Here is a 22,196-nt window from a genome sequence, read left to right on the forward strand (position 1 = left end):
ATAACTGTACTTGCATCTTTCATTTAATTAATACCCTTCATCGCTTTTGAAATAATTGGTGAAAGCACCAATATAATAATCCCGACTACAATAGATAAGGTACCTAAGAAACCAAAGTATGTGAATTCGCTTACAACTTCATAGACCTTAACTAATTGCGCATTAATTGCTTGTGCTGCCGCACTTGTTAAAAACCATAAAGACATCGTTTGCGCTGCGAATGCCTGTGGTGCCAATTTCGTTGTGGCAGATAGACCAACTGGTGATAATAATAACTCACCAACAACCACTAAGAAGAATGACAATACTAACCATAAAGGACTCACTAATGTATCTCCACCAGACAGGTGTGCTGGAATCATCATCACTAAGAACGATAGACCCGCAAAGAACAATGCATATGAGAACTTACGTGGTGTTGTTGGCTGCTTGTCTCCCCATTTAAGCCATAGCATCGCAAATAATGGTGCCATTGTAATAACAAATAATGGGTTCAATGACTGGAACCAAGAAGATTGAAGCTGAATACCACCAAAACTTAGCTGTGTACGCTCATCTGCATAAGTCGCTAAAATAGTTGCTCCTTGTTCTTGAATAGCCCAGAACATTACAGCTGATAAAAATAAAGGAATATAAGCAAGTAGACGAGACTTTTCATCCTTTGTTGTTTTTTTACTGCGATACATATAAATAAAGAATGCAGTTGGAATTAATACACCTAGAGCTGTGATGATTAAACTAAATACATTCATTGTTAAAGTACCAGTTTTAATACCGATAGCACCCAAGATGATAATAAGTAAAGCTGCAACTCCGAATTGCGTAAAGACTTTTTTACGTTCTTCAGGCTTTAATGGGTTGTTTACTTGTAAGCCCGCTAAGCCTAAATATTTTTTCTCTGTTAATTTATAAACAATTAAACCAATAAACATACCTAGACCCGCTAAACCAAAACCAAGGTGGAAGCTATATTTTTGTCCAATTGTTCCGACAATAAAAGGTGCAATAAATGCTCCCATATTAATACCCATATAGAAAATAGAAAAACCTGCATCACGACGGCTATCTGTTTCAGCATAAATGTCCCCAACAATACTTGAAACGTTCGGTTTTAATAAACCAGTACCCATAACGATAAATGCCATGGAAGCAAATAACATGCTCACACCACCAGGCAATGCTAGCAGTAAATGACCAATCATAATTAACACGCCACCATAAAAAATGGTTTTTCGTGTTCCTAAAACTCGGTCGGCAATCCATCCACCTATAATTCCAGACATATAAACAAGTGAGCCGTAGATGGCCATAATAGAGTTTGCTGTTCCGCGGTCTAGACCTAAGCCCCCGTCATGTAATTCGTAATACATAAAGAAGATAAGAATTGCTCGCATACCATAGTACGAGAAACGTTCCCAAAATTCTGTGAAAAACAAAGTAAAGAGCCCTTTAGGGTGTCCAACAAAACCATTTTGAGGGACAGATTTTACAACTTCATCTTTACTAGACATACAATACCCTCTCCCAATAAAAAATTATTCTACAAAAACACAACTACCCTAATATAAGGATAAAAAAACTTTGTTTCATCATACTAAAGCGTTTTATACACTTTAGCAAGAGTTTTAAAAAATGTTGAAAATTTGTCATTTTTCTATAAATTCTGATTGATTATTAGATAAATTATTAAATCCTTTGATATATCTAAGTTTTCTCACACTTTATACCTAAAAGATTTTTAAATTTACAATGAATTATTCTAAAATATTTAAAATTCAGATTCCTTACTTTACTTGAAAATTAATACAATTTCTTGACTACATGTTTTACCTTTGTTCTAGATTCTACTATTCCCTCTAATCACAAAAAGCATGCCAAAAATCTTTTGGCATGCTTTGGGAAGTACATTTTTTAATTAATTACATAGTGCTGATACTTTGCGTAATCTGCTGCTTTTACTTCAAGAGACAATAATGTCCCACCCTCTTCATAGGCTGTATTAAAAACAGAGGCATTCTCATTTAAATAAGAAACAACGTTCCCATGATCATAAGGTATTAACATTTCACACGTTACGTAATGCGAGAAGATGTGTTGACGAATTAGCTGTACTAATTCTTCTAAACCAACCCCCTGCTTTGCTGAAATCCAAATATTATCTCCACTTACCACAGGATATGGAACATCTGCTATATCTGCTTTATTGTATACATAGATTGTAGGAATGTCCTCAACACCAACTGCTTTAAGTGTTTCGTTCGTTACATCCATCATAAATCCGTGCTCTGTATTCGAAACATCCACCACGTGGAGTAAAAGATCCGCATCTCGCGCCTCTTCCAAAGTGGAGCGAAATGCCTTCACTAAATGGTGAGGTAATTTACTAACAAAGCCTACAGTGTCTGTCAGTAAAAAGGTCTTCTTATCAGGTAGTTCAATCTGACGAACAGAAGTTTCAAGGGTAGCAAAAAGCATATCCTTCTCAAAGACTTGTTTGTGCTCTTCTTGTCCTATTTGTGTAAGCAGTTGATTCATAATCGTTGATTTCCCAGCATTTGTATAGCCTACAATCGATACAACTGGAAGAGCGTTTTTACGACGCTGTTTACGCTGCGTTTCTCTCTGTTCCTTAACGTGCTCTAGATCCTTTTTAATTTTAGCAATTTGATCTTCAATTTTTCGTCGATCCAATTCCAGCTTTGTCTCACCAGCACCACGGTTTTTAAAGCCTCCCCCAGTACCTCCACCCTGACGGCTTAAAGAGGCATGCAAACCCACTAAACGAGGTAGCATATATTGAAGCTGTGCTAATTCCACCTGCATTTGGGCTTCACGTGTTTTTGCGCGCCTTCCAAAAATATCTAAAATAAGCATTGTTCGATCAATGACCTTCGTTGCTAAATCACGCTCCAAATTACGGATTTGCGAAGGAGACAGTTCATCATTAAAAATCACGAGGTTTGCTTGTGCTTCTTCATAAAAATTTTTGATTTCTTCTATTTTACCTGTACCCACATAATGGGAAGGTGTCACACGTTCCAAATTTTGCGTGACAGTCCCAACCACTTCTACATGCAAGGCCTCAGCTAAATTTTGTAACTCTTCCATAGAATAGTCAAAGTGCTCATCATTTCGTAAATTCACGCCAACTAGTATGGCCTTTTCAATTAATACATCAACTTCCTTAATTCTATCCATTAGAAACCTCCCACCAAAGCTTGGTGTCGCTACGACAAATTTTCTTCATCTTACCATAATATACCCTTTTTCGTATTTGAAGATCATCGTTAACTTTCCTAAAAAATGCGCCTCATGTAAAGGCGCATCTCAACTATTTTCTTTCTTCTTTTAGCAGGGCTTCTGAGCGTGTGAACTCTTCTTCAATTTCTTTATTTGGTTTATATGTCAGTATACTGACAACAACCGCAACAATTAAACAAACAATGAAGCCAGGAACAATTTCGTACAACGCACTTGATAAAGCATCTACTTTACCCCAAATAAACGCAGTTGCAGCCCCTGTTACCATTCCGCTAAGTGCTCCGTAGTTCGTTAACCTTCTCCAATATAAAGAAAGTAAAATAACAGGTCCGAAGGCTGCACCGAATCCTGCCCAAGCAAAGCCAACTAAGCTTAAGATAGAACTATCTGGATTCCACGCTAGAATTGCTGCAATAATTGCAACAACTAATACAGCCATACGCCCAACAAAAACGTAATGCTTATCGTCTGCTGTTTTATTAAATAATGCTTTATAAATATCCTCTACAAGTGCTGAAGAAGTTACGATTAATTGAGAAGAAATTGTACTCATAACAGCTGCTAAAATAGCCGCCAGCATAATACCTGCTATAAATGGATGGAATAAAATCTGACCAAGTACAATAAATACTGTTTCAGCGTCTTTTAGCTCACCAGCATTTTGCTGATAATAGGCTACACCCACCAAGGCAGTTCCAATAGCTCCAAATAAGCTTAACATCATCCAGCCAATACCAATGCGTCGAGCTTGCTTCGTTTCTTTAACGGAACTAATCGCCATAAAGCGGACGATAATATGAGGCTGTCCAAAATAGCCTAATCCCCAAGCAACTGAAGAAATGATCCCTGCTGCTGTCGCAGTGGCTGGTAATAAATTTAGAAGATCTGGATCAACAGATTTAATAGATGAAATGGTTTCACCTATACCACCTGTTACAAATAAACCAAATAGCGGTACCATAATAAGTGCTAAAAACATAATAAGACCTTGTAAGAAGTCTGTATAACTTACCGCTAAAAATCCGCCAAAAAGAGTGTATGCTACAACTACAGCTGACACAATTAATAAGCCTGTATGGTATTCATAACCAAATGAACTATCGAAAAACTTGCCCCCTGCTACCATTCCTGACGATACATAAAATGTAAAGAATATGAGGATGATGATACCTGAAGCAATTCTAATAAGCTTCGTATGATCACGTAATCGATTATCCAAATAACTTGGAATAGTAATGGAATCATTTGTAACCTGTGTATATACCCGTAAACGTGGTGCCACAAGTAGCCAGTTTAGGTAAGCTCCTATTGTTAATCCAATTGCAATCCAAGCCTCCACAAGACCTGATAAAAATATCGCACCTGGTAAGCCCATTAGGAGCCAGCCAGACATATCCGCAGCACCCGCACTTAGCGCAGTAACCGCTGGACCTAAGGAACGACCGCCAAGCATATAATCTGTTAAATTAGATGTTTTAACAAATGCATACCAGCCAATTGCTAGCATGGCGATCATATAAATAACAATCGCTAATAATTGATACATGTTATCCGACATATTTTCTCCTCCTTATTAATCCTTAGTATCACCAATTTAAAAAGAATTACTGTATTTAAGATACCACGAATATACAATTCAACCTATAAATACTCGGAATTTTTATTAAATTTATTCCGAATACCAAAGATGCCATTGTCTTTTATAAAATGTGTTAAACTAGTGCCATCTATAACACAATAAAGTAGGCGAAAATGTATGACATTTGAAGAAATGAAAGCTCTGCTCACTGAGCAAATTTTGCAACAAAAGCTTGTGACAGCTACAATCAGTCAACCACGTATGAAATCAAATGAAATAAAACGTATAAAATTAAAACCATTAATGTTAAAAAATCAGTACCATATACAAATTGAATACCAATATGAACGAATTTTAAAACATGAAAATATTCTATTGGCTCATTTACCTTCCAAGCTTGACGCGTTTTTTGAGGATTATCGTCAAGCTCATATTGATTTCGTAGATGAAACGGTACAAGTACAATTATCAAAAAAGAACAAAGTCCTTTGGAAATCAGATAAAACAGCTTCACCTAAACAAGTCCATCTAAGCCATAATCGTAAAAAAAATTATTTACTATCTGATGATCAACCCTATCCATTTTTAATTCGACTGGGGGTACAAACAGAAGAAGGAAAGGTTAAGAAACAAAAGTATGATAAATTTAAACAGATTAACCGCTTCATTGAATTTATAGATGATGCCTTAACCTATTTACCTCAGGATCGACAGGTGAGGATTTTAGATTTTGGTTCAGGAAAATCCTACTTAACCTTTGCTTTGTATCATTATTTAAAAATTGAAAAAGGCTTAGACATTCGTGTTACTGGTTTAGATTTAAAAAAAGAGGTTATTGAAGAGTGCTCAAGAATAGCACAGGATCTAGGCTATGATCAGCTAGAATTTCTTGTAGGAGATATCAATGATTATAATGATGAAAGTGCTGTGGATATGGTGGTGACACTCCATGCATGTGATGTAGCGACAGATATGGCCTTGGCTCGTGCTGTGAAATGGGGAGCAAGTGTCATTCTAAGTGTGCCTTGCTGTCAGCATGAATTAAATCGTCAACTAAATACACCTGCTCTCGATATTATGTTGCAACATGGACTTGTTCGAGAGCGATTTGCGGCACTTGCTACAGATGCTATTCGAGCTGAAATTTTATCGCTTGTTGGCTATGAGGCACAGCTTTTAGAGTTTATCGATATGGAGAATACACCTAAAAACATATTAATTCGAGCCTATCAAACAGGTAAAAAACCAAATGAAGAGCAACGTGCCAGCTATGATGCCTTCTTAAAATTATTGAATGCAACACCATTTTTAGCGAATGAGTTAAAAGAGTATTTATAACATACAGATGTACTTCAATCCAAATAAAAGGCGATCCAATGTTGATTGGACCGCCTTTTTTATTATAACTCTTGTCGTAAAGCTTGAATAACGTCGATTTTTGTTGCTTTACGTGCTGGGCGATAACCTGAAATCATCGCTACACCAACACTAATGGCTGCTGCAATAATGACTAGTTGCCATGGAATAAGAGAAAATGTTATATCATTTGTTGCAAAAGCTTCCTCCCCTGTTGCCGCCTTAAGAATTAATGGTAATGCTGCATTAGCCGCAAAGCTAATAGCATACGAGATGACAACAGCAATTAGCGTACCAAAAATACCGATAAATGTGCTTTCCATTAAAAATAACCGTTGTATAAGCTTCGGACTTGCCCCAATTGCCTTTAATACACCAATTTCACGTGTTCGCTCTGTCACAGCCATTGTCATTGTATTAAAAATACCAATGGAAGCAATCAACACAGCAATTGTACCAACAAAGATTAAGCCAATTTTTAAGACAAGGAAAAATACATTCATTTGATCTAGTTGCTCTGTTACTGAATATACGCTATAGCCCTTATCTTTTAACTTCTCTAAAATCGACTTTACGTTTTCTAATGTATCCGCATAAATATTAAATTCAGAGTAAAACAGCTCATCCTCTGCCATGTTACTATCTGTAGATAAATTTTCAACCCATACTGCTTTTTGCTCTTTGTCCATATGAATAGCGTTATCAACCATCCAATCATAAGAAGGTTTCTCCATTACGCCAACAATTGTATAGCTCATTTTTTGCGTTTCATCATTTGTACCCGTGTGAGGAACTAAGGACAGATCTATGTTCTTTCCAATCAATGATTCTTTATAGCCCTCTTCACTACCATCATAATACGTACCCTCTGCTTCAGCCTTTTTACTTTTTTCCGCAATGACATCACGTTCTCTTTCATTCAATAATGTTTGAGCAAAATGATACCCTACAACAATTTCATTAGATTCCGTTGGATAACGCCCTTTTGCAAGCTTTCCATTTACCTGTTCAAAGTCCTGCATATCTGACAATATTAAATTAGAAGTAGTATCACGATCTTCAAAAAATGATTGTGCGGTAGCATTGACACTAATTGTTTCAAGCACCGTTTCTACATGTTCCATTTTTTTAATTTCTTGTACTTGTTCTTCAGTTAATTGCTTATCGCCATATACTTGAATTTTTGTAACTGTTTCGTTTGAAAGAATTTCATTACGTAAAGATTCCTGTAAACCAAAACCAACGGATGCTAGCACGATTAAAAAGGCACAGCCCATCGTTGCAGCTAGTATCGTCATAAACACACGCAGCTTATTTTTCTTGATATGCTGTGTTACAAAATCTAATTGATCCTTAAATAACATGTTAAGCTTCCTCCTTTACAAGTTCTCCATCGTACATGCGGAAGCGTCTATGTGCGATAGTAGCTACTTCTTCATCGTGCGTGATAATGACAAAAGTTAGCCCTAATTCCCGATTTAAACTTTGAATAAGCAATAAGATATCCTGCTCGGTTTCTGAATCGAGACTCCCTGTTGGCTCATCAGCAAGTAATATAGGAGGATTCGTAATAAGGGCTCGTGCAATGCTGACACGCTGTTGCTGTCCGCCTGACAATTCATTGGGATAATGGTCTGCTACTTCTGTCAAACCAACCTTGTCCATTAATTTCTTCACTTTTTCTTTGCGCATAGCCTTACGCAAACCCTGTAGCTTTAAAGGTAATTCGATATTTTCAAAAGCAGTTAAACCAGGCATCAATTGAAAGTTTTGAAAAATAAAACCGAATTGACGTAAACGGAAGGCAGCACTTTCTGTTTCAGTTAGATGGGCTGTTTCCTTTCCATTTACTTTAATAGAGCCCTGTTCAGCCTTCATAAAACCAGCTAGAACTTGTAATAAGGTCGATTTTCCTGAGCCACTTTTACCTACAATGGCCACAATTTCTCCTTTATGGACCTCGAAGTTCACACCTTTCAATACCGGCACTTGCTTTTCCTTCCCTCGTTTTCCAATTAAAAATGTATGTTGTAAGTTTTCAACCTGAATCATTAGTTAATAAACGCTCCTTTCCTATTCATTTTCCATTGTAGTAAACAATTCTTAATAAAGAGGGAGGATAAAAATGAAGATATTCTTAAGAATAAGAAGTACTCTTCTGGTTATCAAATGAATTTACAATACCTTTACAATTCGAATGCGCTATTTTTATTACCTTCTATTATCTTTCGTGTCTTAATCTGTACTAATAAGTCACCATTACAGAAGAATAGCCATTTATAACAAGGTTTTATCTGTACTCATAAAAATAAATACAGCTGGATTACCTTATATTTTGTGAACGAATTGTATATTACAGCAATGTAAATTTTCATGTCGATTAGTAAATTTTTATGTAGATAAATTAAAGATTTTGTTATGATAGTAAAGTTTAGAGGTCGATTAATTTATTTATATCCAGGAGGATTCGATTTACATGCTTAACTCAAAAAAACAAGACCCTTTCTTTATTGCATTGCATAAAATTGCAGAAAATATGAGAGAGGCTGTACATTACGCAAATGATTTTCGTATTAACAGTGTAGCTGACCTAAAAGAGATTAGCATTACAATGAAAAATTATGAAACTGCTGGTGATAAGCTTATTCATGAACTGATTGTCATGTTAAACAAATCATTCATGACACCTATTGAACGTGAGGATATTTTAGAGCTCGCCATTCGTATGGATGATGTTTTAGATGGAACAGAACACTGTATTGCACACTTTGAAATGTTTTCGCTCACTGAGATTGATGAATCTATGCGCATTTTCTTAGGGTTTATTTCAAAAAGTGCTGATGAAATAGTCAAAGCGACAGAAGAGTTAAAGAAAAAGAATCTAATTGGCATGCGTCCACACGCAATTCTTATTAAAGACTATGAACGTGAATGTGATGAGGTACAACGTACTTCTATTAAGAAGTTATTTTTAAATGAAAAAGATCCAATCCGCCTCATTAAATTTAAGGATATTTATGAACAACTTGAAGATATCGCTGATCATTGTCAAAACGTAGCTAATACTATGGAAACAATTATCATGCGTAACGCATAATTAGGAGATGGGCACTTTACAATGAACACAATCATTATATTAACCGTACTGGTCGTCATCTTTGCCCTAACATTTGACTTTATCAATGGCTTCCATGATACAGCAAATGCTATTGCAACTTCGGTTTCTACTAGAGCATTGCCGCCACGCACGGCAATCATTATGGCGGCAACTATGAACTTTATTGGTGCTATCACCTTTGTAGGGGTTGCAAAAGCTCTAACAAAAGATATTGTAGATCCTTTTGCATTAAATGCTTTTGAAGGAGACACAACTGGCTCAGTCGTTATTTTAGCTGCATTAATTTCAGCTATAATTTGGAATTTATTGACATGGTATTTCGGTATTCCGTCAAGTTCTTCACACACATTGATTGGGTCTATTGCCGGTGCTGCAATCGCATCCGCTGGTTTTAATGTGTTAAACTATGGCGGCTTTACTAAAATCATCATGGCTTTAGTGTTTTCACCTTTACTTGCTATTTGTGCAGGCTTTATTATGATGACTCTTTTTAAACTATGGTTTAAAAATTTAAATTTATATAGGACGAATAAAGGTTTCCGTACAATGCAAATTTTTACTGCTGCCATCCAATCGTTCACCCATGGTACAAATGATGCGCAAAAAGCGATGGGGATTATGACGATGGCGTTAATCGCTGGTGGCTTGCACACTGGAGATGAAATACCTTTCTGGGTGCGTGCTGCTGCAGCTACAGCAATGGGGCTAGGTACGTCAATTGGTGGTTATAAAATCATTAAAACGGTTGGTGGTAAGATTATGAAAATCCGCCCTGTTAATGGTGTTGCGGCAGATTTAGCATCTGCTACTGTTATTTTTGGCGCTACGCTAATCCACTTACCAGTTTCAACAACACATGTCATTTCTTCCTCCATTATGGGTGTCGGTTCAGCACAGCGTGTGCGTGGTGTAAACTGGGGTATGGCTCGAAAGATTGTTACTACTTGGGTGATTACAATGCCAATTTCTGCCGTTATGGCATCTGTTATTTATTTCATATTATCATTATTCTTTTAATAGTAAGACTCCTGTCCAAAAAGTGGATGGGAGTCTTTACTTTGTCACACGACAAAATGTGACACATCCTTTACACTAATTGAAAAGGGGGATGTATAAACAACTATGAAAACTTTTTCAGCTTTTATTACAGCACATGCGAAAGCAATCGTAGTCATATGGCTTATTATTTTTCTAGCAATGGCGTACTTTGCTTTACAGCTTCCAGGCAAACTTCAAGGTGATGGTTTCTTTGTCGAAGCAGATCATACCTATGTTACCAACGAGCTAGCAGAAAAATTTGATTTACCATCTAATACGATTTTGGTTGTCTTTGATCCAGCTGAAGATCAGAAAATTGAAGACACTTTAAAAAAATTAGATAGCATAAAAGAGATTCATTCTATTCAATCACCTTTAGAAGACTCCTCTTTACGGAAAGATGGTATTGCCTATGCTATGGTTCACATAAAGAACGATGTAGAAAACCTTCCTGACATTGTTGAGGAATTCCGTTCATTAATTGAAAAAGACGGAATTAGTATCACTGGAGGGCCTGTTATTTCTGCTGACATAAATACTGCTAGTCAAAAGGATTTGGCATCAGCTGAGGCCATTGGATTGCCAATTGCCATCGTGGTTCTCTTATTAGCGTTCGGTACAGTTGTTGCTTCTATTTTGCCAATCGTCATTGGTGTTGTGACAGTGGTTACCGCCTTTGGTATGATGACACTGCTCAGTGCTAATGTAAATCTATCTATTTTCGTCTTAAATATTGTTCCAATGCTTGGGCTGGCTTTAAGTATTGATTTTGCGTTGCTGTTTATTAATCGTTACAGAGAAGAACGCACACATACTTCTATTGCTCAAGCCATTCAAACTGCTATTCAGACAGCAGGTCGTTCTATCATTTTCTCCGCAGTCTGTGTCATGATTGGCTTAGGTGCGATGATTGTCATTGATGTAGAAATTTTTCATAATATCGCCCTAGGAGGCACTATAGTCGTCCTGTTAGCCGTTCTTTCTGGCTTAACATTACTTCCTGCCACTATGATGCTATTAGGAGATAGACTTAATAAATGGCGCTTAATACGCGTTAAACCAGGTGGGGCAAATCGTTGGCGTGGCTTTGCAGGTTTTGTCATGAAGCATCCAGTAGCTATAGTGATTTCAGCATTATTATTACTAGGCATCGGCATGATCCCTTTAAAGGATATCCAATTAACCATTCCACAGGTGGACTCCTTACCTACGAAATATGATGCTCGTTCAGCATACGATAAATTAGATGAAACGTTTGGACTAGGTGAATCTTCTACATTATATTTGTTGGCTGAACGAAAAGATGGCTGGGAGGATACTGAGGGTAGAGAGCTAATTTATACTATTCAAGAAAAGCTATTAAAGGACCCATTAGTGACTAATGTTTCAACTATTTATACAGCTGCTAACATTCAAACACCAGAGGAGCTTTCTGCTTCTTTAGCTATTCCACAGGTTGCTGAACAATTAAAACCTGTTATTAATTCATTTTCAAAGGATACACAGCTATTTGTTCCAATTACAATTGATGCAGCAGGTTCTTCCTCTACAGCTCAAAAATTTGCCCGAACATGGATGGACAAAGACCTGGGCGTGGATTTTGCACTTGGTGGACCAGCTAAATTCAACCAAGAAATCTTTGATGAAATTGCTAATAAAATTGTTTTAGCTATAGCAATTATTATCGTTTCTACATTCTTTATTTTAATGTTGGCATTCCGTTCTATCTTAATTCCGTTAAAGGCAATAATCATGAACATTATTGGACTTTCATCTGCATTCGGGATACTCGTTTATATTTTCCAATATGGTCATTTTGGTATTGAAGCAAGCTCCATCGTGCTAATCATTCCAGTTATTGTTTTTTGTCTTGTATTTGGCTTAAGTATGGACTACGAAGTCTTTTTAATTTCTCGTATCCAAGAGGAATATTTAAAGGGCTCCGATAATACGCGTGCAACAATTGATGGCTTAACATCCACTAGCCGAATAATTACATCGGCAGCGCTTATCATGATTGTTATTACAGGTGCATTTGCCTTCACAGATGTAATGCCTGTGAAGCAAATTGGTGTGGGTATCGCTATTGCTGTTGCCATTGATGCAACAATTATTCGTCTTATGCTTGTGCCTAGTCTCATGAAGCTGTTTGGTGATTGGAACTGGTGGCTTCCTTTCTCAAAGAAAAGTAAATAACATAAAGAAAATCCGCCTCCCTTATAAAAGAGGTGGATTTTTCAATTAAGCGTAGATGCTTTTATACCATTCTTTTGCAGCTTGTACTTCCGGCATTGTTAGTTGATGACCAAAATTAAACCATTTCGTCGTTACTGTTGCGCCTGCAGAACTTAAAAGGGTTTCTAAATCCTCAGATTCCTGTGCTGTACACATCGGATCATTCGTACCCGCACCGATAAACACAGGTGTTGGAGAAAGTTGCGGTAATTCAATACCACGTCTTGGTACCATTGGGTGATGCAAAATAGCTCCGGCTAACGCATCATCGTAGTGGAATAATAAGCTTGCTGCAATATTAGCACCATTCGAATACCCTATTGCTACAATTCGTTGGCGATCAAAGCCATATTGCTGTGCTGACGTCTGTAAAAATTCATGAAGCTCCTTTGTACGAAAGATTAAATCCTCAATATCAAAGACACCTTCGGCTAATCGGCGGAAAAATCGTGGCATTCCATGCTCAAGTACATTTCCGCGAACACTTAAAATATTGGCTGTTTCATCTATTTCTTTTGCCAGCCCAATAAGACTTTCCTCATTACCACCTGTACCATGTAGCAATAATAATGTCGGCTTTGTTTCGTCTGTACCTTTATAAAAAATATGTTGCACTGACAGTCACCTCTCAATTATCTTGAATTCGAGATAATTGTAGCCTGTGGCAAAATTAAATTCAAGCTCTTTGACTTATTAATTTCACGATTTTCACGATTTGGCTGTTCTTCGTGATTTTTATAAAAATTAGTAATGGTATAAACTGAAAATAAACATGCCGCAATCACAACAACAATAACAATTCCCACTAATTTTTTTCCGTTCATCTATCATGATCCCCCGTATTTCTTATTTCTTTGTACGAAAGCCTTCTTCTAGTAAATATTCCTTTGCTGCCTCATACGTACCAAATGCCTCTTCCAGATTGTCTCCATGATACACGTTCCACGAACGTTGCTCAAAAGCTAGCTGTAACTGACTACCATCGCGACTATGCCAAATCTCTACAATTGGCTCCTGCTCTTCTACTTCTTCAGATAAATATTGGATTGCGTCTTCAATAATTTCACGAAGTTGTTGTTCATCGTAATCACGGATATTTACTAATCCTTTATCATTAGCCTCATTCTCATAGCGTAATAAATCTCCTACAAAGACAAAGCCATTGCCGTTTGGATGTAATTTCTCAACTACAATCGTCTTTTCGTAAAGACTGTCCATGTAATGATAATTTAGGCGCTTTAAAGAAATTTCTTTTTTTGTTAGCTCAGAAAACGATTCAATAATCGCTTGTTTTTGTTCAAATGTTAGCATATAAAAAATGCTCCTTTTCTTTACAATCTATCTATCAGTATAACTCATTTTTTCCTATTGTATCGTGTCGTTTCTAAATCATTTTTGCGCAAGAAAATAGGACAAGCTAATATTAGCTTATCCTATTTAAACTTATGAGGTTTGATTAAATATTTTTTCACGTGTGAATTTTATCACCTGTGCAACATACAATTCCCGATAAGGAACAAATTGTGCAGTACCTACTGGTCTGACAATTCTCACACGTTGACCATCAGGGAAATATTCATACCCTTCAATATTAAGTGTCGTCGTTTCTCCCAAGAAGAAAGCCTCCGCCTCATTTAGCCTCGCTCTAACTACACCCGATACTTCTTCATACTGCAAAGCAAAGGAATCCCAATCATGCTTGAAAGGATATATGTAGACATGGCAAAATTCATTGTCGATCATATTTTCAGAAACGATACTACAAGATGTCATGCCCATTTTGACAACTTCATGGACATCAATATTAAGTCCCAATTCTTCTTTTACTTCTCGAATGCCTGACTCTACTGTCTCAATCGCTAAAAGATGTCCTGCTGCTGTAATATCGAGTAACCCTGGATAATCCTTTTTCTGTGAACTACGTACTTGAAAATAAATATAGTCTTCATTTACAAGCCAGCAATGAAAAGTCTCATGCCAAAGCCCCTTTTCATGCACTTCCGCTCTCGTAGCTGTCCCAATTTGCTCATGCTGTTCATTAAATACCTTTACAATTTCTTGTTCCATTGTTTCGACTCCTATACTGACTTCGTCGCTTTTTTCTTAATTGCATTACGTTGATCATAAATATTGGATACGATAACCTTTAAGACTGCATAAAATGGTACAGCGATAATAATACCAATAAAACCTGCTATATTACCTGCCGCTAAAATAATTGTAATAACGGTAAGGGGGTGGATATCAAGTGATTTCCCCATGACATTAGGTGTAATAAAGTTGCTGTCTATTTGCTGAGCAACCAGCGTCACAACCGAAACCCACACCACTAAAATTGGATCTTGAATAACTGCCACAATCAGGGCTGGCGCAAAGGCAATCCAAGGCCCGATAAATGGAATCATATTCATAAAGAATGCAAAAATCACTAGTAATAACGAATAGTCTAAACCTATAATTAAATAGCCTACATACATTATTAGTGCTAATAAAAAACTAATTTGCAGTTGGCCCTGAATGTAGGTACGTAATACATCATCAATTTCACTTAACGTTTTCTTTACCCATTGCTGACGTTCACCACTGAAATATTTATAGATGGATGGAGCAAACTTCTCATGATCCTTCAGCATAAAAATAAAGAAGAACGGAATTAAAATGGCTAATAACGACACAGATACAATGGATTGTAAAAAGGACACAAAACCTTTACTCGCCACTACTGCAATATCTTGAACCGAATTCGCCATTTTTTCGATAACATCATTTAATTGCTCAGGGAAGTTATCCTTATTTTGCGTTACATAGTCTGTTAATTGCTGGATGCTCGTACTAATACTCGTACTAATCATAGGGGCATTTTTCACTAATTTATTGACCTGCTCGGCAATCGGGTTACCAATAATCCAGCCAAAAATACCTACCATTGCTATTAGTCCGAACACAATCGTCAATATACTTCCCCATCGAGGAAATCTACGTTTTTCTAAAAATCTCTGAATTGGTTCCGTCACATAATAGAGAACACCACCAAGTAGTAAAGGCACAAAAATGGCTTTTAATATGATGACAAGCGGTGAAAAAATCCAATGAATTTCTATAAAATATTTAATGATTAATAGTGTAAGTAGTATCCCTACCCCTACTTGAAACCAAACTTTCCTTGTCACTTTCTTTCACTTCCTTTAATAGCAGTTACTGAAAATACTACTGATATATTAACCATTTCGCAAGTATCCTAGTATTTTTTTACAGAACTCCTCTGACAAACTAAAAAATTCGCTCACTTCCCCAATAATAGTTATCGTGGAAGTGAAACGAATTTAAGTCATCAATTATAGAGAAGAATCATCTATGGAATTTAAGAATGTCTCAATTTCTCCAATAACCGATTCAACACAGCCATCCTCAAATGGCGAGATTAAACCTGCCTCTTTTACAAGCTTTGTAAAGGACATAGAGCCACCTAAACCACAAAGATGAATATAGTCTTTCCAAGCCGCTTCAAATTCTTCACGTGAGCGTTTCCAGAATTGGAAGGCACAAATTTGTGCTAACGTGTAATCAATGTAGTAGAACGGACTTGCATAGATGTGAGCCTGACGTTGCCAAATGCCCCCAGCCTCTAGGTAGCTGTTATGATCATAGTCACGGTGTGGTAAATACGTTTCCTCAATTTTTTTCCATGCAGCTTTACGTTCAGCAGGAGTCATTGTTGGATTTTCATAAATAACATGCTGGAACTCATCTACTGCCACACCATATGGTAAGAATAAAAGACCACTACTTAAATGTGTAAATTTATATTTCTCTGTATCACCTTCAAAGAACAGCTCCATCCAAGGCCAAGTAAAGAATTCCATACTCATCGAGTGAATTTCACAAGATTCGTAGGTAGGCCATAAATACTCAGGAATGCCAATGTTACGACTTGAATAAACTTGGAAAGCATGTCCAGCTTCATGTGTTAATACATCGATGTCACCTGAAGTACCGTTAAAATTTGAGAAAATGAATGGGGAATGATAGTTTTCAATAAACGTACAATAACCACCACTTTCTTTCCCTTTCTTCGCTACAAGATCCATTAAGTCATGGTCAATCATGAAATTAAAGAACTCTCCTGTTTCAGGTGAAAGTTCCTCATACATTTTTTTACCGTTTGCTACAATCCACTCAGGATTCCCTTTTGGTGTAGCATTACCTGATAAGAAGTTAAGTGCTTCATCATAAAATTTAAAATCTTCAATGCCAATTCGCTTTGCCTGACGCTCGTAAAGCTTCGTTGCAACAGGCACAATTAAATCACGTACCTGATCACGGAATTTTTTAACCATATCAGCATTGTAATCAATCCGATTCATACGAATATAGCCTAGTTCAACATAGTTGTTATAGCCAAGTTTAATTGCAATTTCATGGCGTACCTTGACAAGTTCATCATATAAACGATCGAATTCATCTTCATGCTGTGCAAAGAAGCCAAAGCGAGCATCCGTTGCCGCCTTACGTGTTTCTCGATCCGTTGACTCTGCAAACGGACCAAGTTGAGCGAGTGTTAATGTTTCCCCATTAAAGTCAATTTGTGCAGATGCAACAAGCTTATTGTACTCAGAAACAAGTTTGTTTTCTTTTTGCATCAAATCAATAACTTCTGGTGAGAAGCCTTTAATTTGATAAGTTGCTAGATCAAATAATTGTTGTCCCCATTTTTCTTCTAATTGCTCACGAAATGGTGAATCAATTAGAGCTTTATAGTATTCCGTCGTTACTTCTTCTAGCTCAGGACCTACTTCATCGAAATAGTCACGTTCTGCTTGATAAAATTCATCGTTCGTATCGATTGAAGCACGAATATATACTAAATTAGCCATTGTCGCAAAGTCATTACTAATTGCATTGTGCTTTTCAATGATATTACTTTGCTCGTCCATCGATTGTGCTTGTTTAAATTGCTCAATGAGTGCTAACTGCTGCTCTTTCATTGATGCCACATTTGGACGGCTGTATTGATATTCTTTAAACGTTGTCATAAAAGTCCCCTCTTTCTGTCCTATACCCCGTAATATTTCTATTATATGCCAAATAGAATCTATTAAGAAACAATTATCTCTTTTCTGTTCCATGATTTTTTGAGAAAGAAGCAGTTCCTAAATATAATGGCGTTGTTGTTTTAATAGCCCACAATATATGTTTTTAATAACGCCGCTCTTTCTCTTATTCTTAATTTTGCTTCTACTGATTTTGGTGTTCTTGCTGATAGAACATCTACTTCAAAATCTAACGATTCAGCAAGATATTTTGCACGTTTCAAATGGAAGTCATTTGAAACGATGGTAATTTTCTTTGTCTCTTTTGGTAATAATTCTTTAGAGAATACTAAATTTTCATAAGTAGATGTAGATTGATCTTCTATGATAATTCTCGCGACATCGATGCCATGCTGTTCCAAATAGTCTTGCATTACAGATGCCTCTGTACGATCTTCATCAGGTCCTTGTCCACCTGACACAATGACCTTAACATGTGGGTATTTTGTTAAGTATGGAACAGCCACCTCTAATCTACTTTTTAATGAAAGCGATGGTACACCACCTGGCCTTACTTTTGCTCCCAATATAATCATATAATCAGCTGAACCATTGGCATTCGGTTCCATACCCTGATCAATTTCTTTTCCCAGCCAAATATAAAGAACGATTCCAATACCGATTAAAATAACACCAATTGTCATCAGCCACCTTCTCACAAATCATTCCTCCTTTACCTTTTATTAACGATGATAAAAAGAAAAGGATGCTTGTTAAGCAAGCACCCTGAAAGATATTATCTCAATATAAATCGTTTAATAGACTCCTGTAAGGCAGATATTTCATCAGTTAAATCATTGGAAGATTCGCTAACGAGTTGTATTGCGCGTTGTTGCTCATCTACAGATGCTGTTACCTCTTCAGACGCAGCAGCATTCTTTTCACTAATCATCGCAATCCTTTCAATCGATTGCATAATCGTATTCTTAGAGCTATTTAAATATTCTACGCTATCTGTTGTATCGCCTATAATGGCTATGATTTTTTCAACAGCTAATTTAATTTCTTTAAAGGATGATTCTGTTACCATGACAGAATCATTTTGTTGACTTACAATGATATGGGTTTTCTGCATTTCACCATTGACTAAGTTTGTTTCACTTTCAATGCCTTTTAGCGTCGTGCGTACTAGCTCAGTTGCTACAGAGGTTTGATCAGCAAGTTTACGTACCTCTTCCGCGACAACTGCGAATCCTTTACCATGTTCACCCGCTCTTGCTGCTTCAATAGAGGCATTAAGTGCAAGTAAATTCGTTTGATCTGAAATCTCCGTAATCGTCCCCACGATGCCTTCAATTTCACGTACCTTGACAATTAGACTACCAAATACAGACTGAATATTCTGAACGAGAGTTGAAGACTCCCGCGACTTATCCTTTAAGCTTTCTAGATTAACTAGGCCTTCTTCATTTGATTTTTTCATATGCTGTGAGGCATCTAACATTAATTCATTTTTATCATGCAATCCTTCTATTTGCTGCGCAAACTCGATAGCCGTTCGGTTTGTATCCTCTGCATCAGATGCTTGCTTGACTGCACCCTTGGATACTTCATTGATTGCTTTGACGATTTCATCACCATAGGCATTTGTCTCTTCAGCTACTGCGGTTAAATTTGCTGAAGTTGATTGTATTTCTACAATCGCTTCCTCCACATCTGAAATAAGTGTTTTAAGTTGTTGTACCATTTCATTAAAGCCATCATTTAACTGTCCTATTTCATCCGAGCGCTGTAAATGCTCAATTTCAACCGTTAAATTCCCTTTTGCTACTTCACGTACACGTTTAGATAATTTTTGAACTGGTAATGCCAGATGTCTTGATACAAGAATGACAACGATTGTCCCAATAATTATGGCACCTACTAATGTCAAACCAATTACTAGCAATAAAGAATTCGCCTCTGCATTAAAATCCTGCATATATGTACCTGATGCAATAATCCATCCCCAATGTGGATCTTTCTCAGAATAAATAATTTTATCCGCTAAGACATCCTGACCTGGTAGTTCAAATTCATATTGTGTAAAACCACCACCATCAAGTGCCTTTTCAGTTACTTCTCGAATAAAGTAATTGCCACTGCTATCTTGGTCATTCCAAAGATTATCTCCTTCTCGTGTTGGATGTGTTGTTAATGTTCCCTTATCATCCAACACATAGATATAGCCATATTCCCCTAAATCACCCGGATAATTAATAGGCCGTTTTCCTTCGCTATCTTTCGGACCAAGAAATGCTTCACGTACTCGTTCCTGTGCAACCTCTAAGGGTATGTCACCCTTTTCAACACTCTCGTTTGCGAGCTCGATTAATTGCAAAGCAGATTCAACACTATTGTAAAGTACCTGTTCTCCTATATCCTCCATCCCATTCTTAGCCTTACCATAACTAACTATACCAATTATTAAACTTGGAATAATTAGTAGTGCCAATGAAATAATAATCAATTTCCCCTGTATTGAACGTAAAAACTTCATACTTTAGCCCCCCCTATTTTCTTCGTTCAACAATATATTACTTTATATTATGTTATGGTTTGAAAGTTTTCACAATGGGTAAAGCACAAATTATTTTCTTATTTCCCTTAATATGGTTTGTTTTATGCTAATCTCCAGTTAAATTTTTAAATGCCAAAAATAAAAAGAACTATTTCTCCACAAGACATAAGCTTATAGAGAAATAGTTCTAAACTAATCATAATTTAAATGTATTAATCGTTTCTATAACCTCTTTCGATGTTTGATCTAATATTGTTACAACTTCATTTAATTCAGAAACCATCGTTACTTGTAAATCTGAGGCAGTTGCTACTTCCTTTGTTCCTAGGACACTATGCTTCGCAATAGCATTCATCTGTTCGGTAGTAGCTAATACTTCCTCAGAGCCTGCTGACATTTCTTCAATGACAGCAGAGTCATCTTGAATTTTATTATTCACCTCAAGGACAGATTGCAATATTTTCTCTAGACTTTCACCTATGTGTTGCACTGCTTTATTGCCTGCTTGTACATCTATGGTACTACTAGCCATCTCTTGTAACGCTCGATCAGTAATTTTCTTAAAGCTTTCTAAATGCATGTGTATTTCGTCAGCAGATGCTTTAGACATCTCTGCAAGTTTACGAACTTCATCTGCCACGACCGCAAATCCTTTACCAGCTTCTCCTGCTCTAGCTGCTTCTATTGCCGCGTTTAAAGCTAGTAGGTTGGTTTGATCCGCAATACTCGTAATGATGGTCACCATCTCTTCAATTGATCGGAACTTATCACCCATTTCCTCGACATGATTAGCCGTACGTAAAACAGAAGATTCTACGTTTTGAATTTGTGATACAACTTCTTGAGAATGACTAACACTTGTTTCCACAAGTCCCGTCATTGCTGATGATGACTCTGCAATTTCTGAAGTTGTATCAGCCAGTCGTTGAATACCAATCGACATCTCATTCATAGTTAATACAACCTCTTGATTATTTTGCTGCTGTTGCTCACTACCAGCAGCAATTTCAATAATTCGATCTGCAATTTGAGCGTTTGATTCTTCCACATGCTGAGAAGTCTCATCAATTTTTTGAACAACATTTTGTAAAGCAAATGTGCGTTGTTGAATCGTATGGAAAGTTTCTTTTAATTTTTGTAGTGATTCTCTGAAGGATTGTGCAAATATTGTAATTTCATTTGCTCCTTTTAGCTGGATTTTCTCCACTGCTATCGTTGCCTTAGCAATATCACCTTGAGCAAAACTTTGTGCTGCATCACCTAAATGTGCAAGAGGTTTTAACGCTCCATTAATATAACGATATAGGATGAACATAACAATACCTGTTAAAGCTAATATGACAATAATTAATGCAGGTAAAATAGCCGTTAATACGGCATTCGCAACATTGCTTACCTCTGTTGCTTCTATATCGACCCCAACAAAGGCAACAGTATTCCCTGCCTCATCCTTTAATGGAACAGTACCAGATAAATAATCTCCAAAATCACTATGTAAAATAGCGGAATAATAACTTCCTGTATTCTTTACCTTTTCAATATCCTTGTAGTATGTGGTGGAGGACTCATCTCCTATAGCTCCAGCATTTTCTTGATCATCTGCTGGCATACCGTCCACTAAAAAACGTACCTTTTTATCTTCCTGTGGTACTGCGAAAGTATAGGCATAGAGAACACCATTTATTTCACGTAATTCGTTGAGCTCTTCTCGAAGTCGCCAATATAACTCAGATTCTTTTGGTTCCTTTGAGAGTTGTTCATATTCAGCAGCATTTAGATGTTTTGCAATATTCTCAGCAACTGCAACTGCCTGTGACCCCATGGTTTTATTAACAGATGATTTTGCTGTGTAGATAGTTGTTATAACGAAAAAAGATAACAAAGCCACTAACATTACCAATAACATTAACACTATTTTATTGCTTAATTTGCCTGTCGCTCGCATACTTTCCTCCTTTAATATACTGATATACTAATATCTTAATAGTTCCTATTGTACTATTTTTTCAACTATTTCGA

At 36.7% G+C, this 22,196-nt stretch carries 18 protein-coding genes; 4 read left to right on the forward strand and 14 right to left on the reverse strand.

Annotated features, from left to right (window positions below; genetic code table 11):
* Positions 1-23: 23 nt before the first annotated feature.
* From B3D98_RS19045 to putP, 3 genes are all read right to left on the reverse strand, one after another.
* On the reverse strand, positions 24-1,511 hold the full coding sequence (locus B3D98_RS19045) for a peptide MFS transporter (protein WP_048394189.1): 1,488 nt from the start codon (positions 1,509-1,511) through the stop codon (positions 24-26).
* A 400-nt stretch (positions 1,512-1,911) separates the two neighbouring features.
* Positions 1,912-3,198, reverse strand: coding sequence for a GTPase HflX (hflX, locus tag B3D98_RS19050; protein ID WP_066038006.1), 1,287 nt, complete (start codon positions 3,196-3,198; stop codon positions 1,912-1,914).
* Between the two features lie 133 nt (positions 3,199-3,331).
* Entirely contained in the window at positions 3,332-4,819 is a 1,488-nt protein-coding gene (gene putP / locus B3D98_RS19055) for a sodium/proline symporter PutP (protein WP_269897941.1), read from the reverse strand.
* 198 nt (positions 4,820-5,017) lie between these two features.
* On the opposite strand from putP, the gene B3D98_RS19060 reads away from it, so the two are divergent.
* Positions 5,018-6,178: a class I SAM-dependent methyltransferase gene (locus tag B3D98_RS19060; RefSeq protein ID WP_054549619.1), complete on the forward strand. Its 1,161-nt coding sequence runs from the start codon at positions 5,018-5,020 to the stop codon at positions 6,176-6,178.
* A 62-nt stretch (positions 6,179-6,240) separates the two neighbouring features.
* Here the strand turns inward: B3D98_RS19060 and B3D98_RS19065 are convergent, their stop codons facing one another.
* Both B3D98_RS19065 and B3D98_RS19070 read right to left on the reverse strand, forming a co-directional pair.
* Entirely contained in the window at positions 6,241-7,560 is a 1,320-nt protein-coding gene (locus tag B3D98_RS19065) for an ABC transporter permease (protein WP_288585301.1), read from the reverse strand.
* A 1-nt stretch (position 7,561) separates the two neighbouring features.
* Positions 7,562-8,248, reverse strand: coding sequence for an ABC transporter ATP-binding protein (locus B3D98_RS19070; RefSeq protein ID WP_048394180.1), 687 nt, complete (start codon positions 8,246-8,248; stop codon positions 7,562-7,564).
* A gap of 424 nt (positions 8,249-8,672) precedes the next feature.
* On the opposite strand from B3D98_RS19070, the gene B3D98_RS19075 reads away from it, so the two are divergent.
* The 3 genes from B3D98_RS19075 to B3D98_RS19085 all read left to right on the forward strand — a co-directional run bounded on the left by B3D98_RS19075 (position 8,673) and on the right by B3D98_RS19085 (position 12,548).
* Positions 8,673-9,293: a DUF47 domain-containing protein gene (locus tag B3D98_RS19075; protein ID WP_004231927.1), complete on the forward strand. Its 621-nt coding sequence runs from the start codon at positions 8,673-8,675 to the stop codon at positions 9,291-9,293.
* A gap of 21 nt (positions 9,294-9,314) precedes the next feature.
* Entirely contained in the window at positions 9,315-10,331 is a 1,017-nt protein-coding gene (locus tag B3D98_RS19080; RefSeq protein WP_004231925.1) for an inorganic phosphate transporter, read from the forward strand.
* Between the two features lie 105 nt (positions 10,332-10,436).
* A complete protein-coding gene (locus B3D98_RS19085; RefSeq protein ID WP_288585308.1) occupies positions 10,437-12,548 on the forward strand; it encodes an MMPL family transporter in 2,112 nt (703 codons plus the stop codon).
* A gap of 45 nt (positions 12,549-12,593) precedes the next feature.
* Here the strand turns inward: B3D98_RS19085 and B3D98_RS19090 are convergent, their stop codons facing one another.
* The 9 genes from B3D98_RS19090 to B3D98_RS19130 form a co-directional block, all read right to left on the reverse strand.
* A complete protein-coding gene (locus B3D98_RS19090) occupies positions 12,594-13,202 on the reverse strand; it encodes an alpha/beta hydrolase (RefSeq protein WP_288585310.1) in 609 nt (202 codons plus the stop codon).
* Between the two features lie 17 nt (positions 13,203-13,219).
* Positions 13,220-13,411 carry a hypothetical protein gene (locus B3D98_RS19095; RefSeq protein ID WP_004231917.1) on the reverse strand — a complete coding sequence of 64 codons (192 nt, stop codon included), beginning with the start codon at positions 13,409-13,411 and terminating at the stop codon, positions 13,220-13,222.
* Positions 13,412-13,433: 22 nt separating this feature from the next.
* Positions 13,434-13,898 carry a hypothetical protein gene (locus tag B3D98_RS19100; RefSeq protein WP_004231915.1) on the reverse strand — a complete coding sequence of 155 codons (465 nt, stop codon included), beginning with the start codon at positions 13,896-13,898 and terminating at the stop codon, positions 13,434-13,436.
* Positions 13,899-14,030: 132 nt separating this feature from the next.
* Positions 14,031-14,654, reverse strand: coding sequence for an NUDIX hydrolase (locus tag B3D98_RS19105; protein WP_036079462.1), 624 nt, complete (start codon positions 14,652-14,654; stop codon positions 14,031-14,033).
* An 11-nt stretch (positions 14,655-14,665) separates the two neighbouring features.
* The gene (locus tag B3D98_RS19110) at positions 14,666-15,757 is read right to left on the reverse strand and encodes an AI-2E family transporter (protein WP_048394176.1); all 1,092 of its coding nucleotides are present in this window, start codon (positions 15,755-15,757) and stop codon (positions 14,666-14,668) included.
* 165 nt (positions 15,758-15,922) lie between these two features.
* A complete protein-coding gene (locus B3D98_RS19115; RefSeq protein WP_257961901.1) occupies positions 15,923-17,620 on the reverse strand; it encodes a M3 family oligoendopeptidase in 1,698 nt (565 codons plus the stop codon).
* Positions 17,621-17,760: 140 nt separating this feature from the next.
* Complete coding sequence (locus B3D98_RS19120) at positions 17,761-18,321, reverse strand: YdcF family protein (RefSeq protein ID WP_312143947.1); 561 nt, start codon at positions 18,319-18,321, stop codon at positions 17,761-17,763.
* 92 nt (positions 18,322-18,413) lie between these two features.
* The gene (locus B3D98_RS19125) at positions 18,414-20,156 is read right to left on the reverse strand and encodes a methyl-accepting chemotaxis protein (protein ID WP_288585321.1); all 1,743 of its coding nucleotides are present in this window, start codon (positions 20,154-20,156) and stop codon (positions 18,414-18,416) included.
* Positions 20,157-20,373: 217 nt separating this feature from the next.
* Positions 20,374-22,122, reverse strand: coding sequence for a methyl-accepting chemotaxis protein (locus B3D98_RS19130; protein WP_288585323.1), 1,749 nt, complete (start codon positions 22,120-22,122; stop codon positions 20,374-20,376).
* Between the last annotated feature and the right edge of the window lie 74 nt (positions 22,123-22,196).

Source organism: Lysinibacillus sp. UBA5994, assembly GCF_002429725.1.
In the GTDB taxonomy this organism is placed as follows: domain Bacteria; phylum Bacillota; class Bacilli; order Bacillales_A; family Planococcaceae; genus Lysinibacillus; species Lysinibacillus capsici.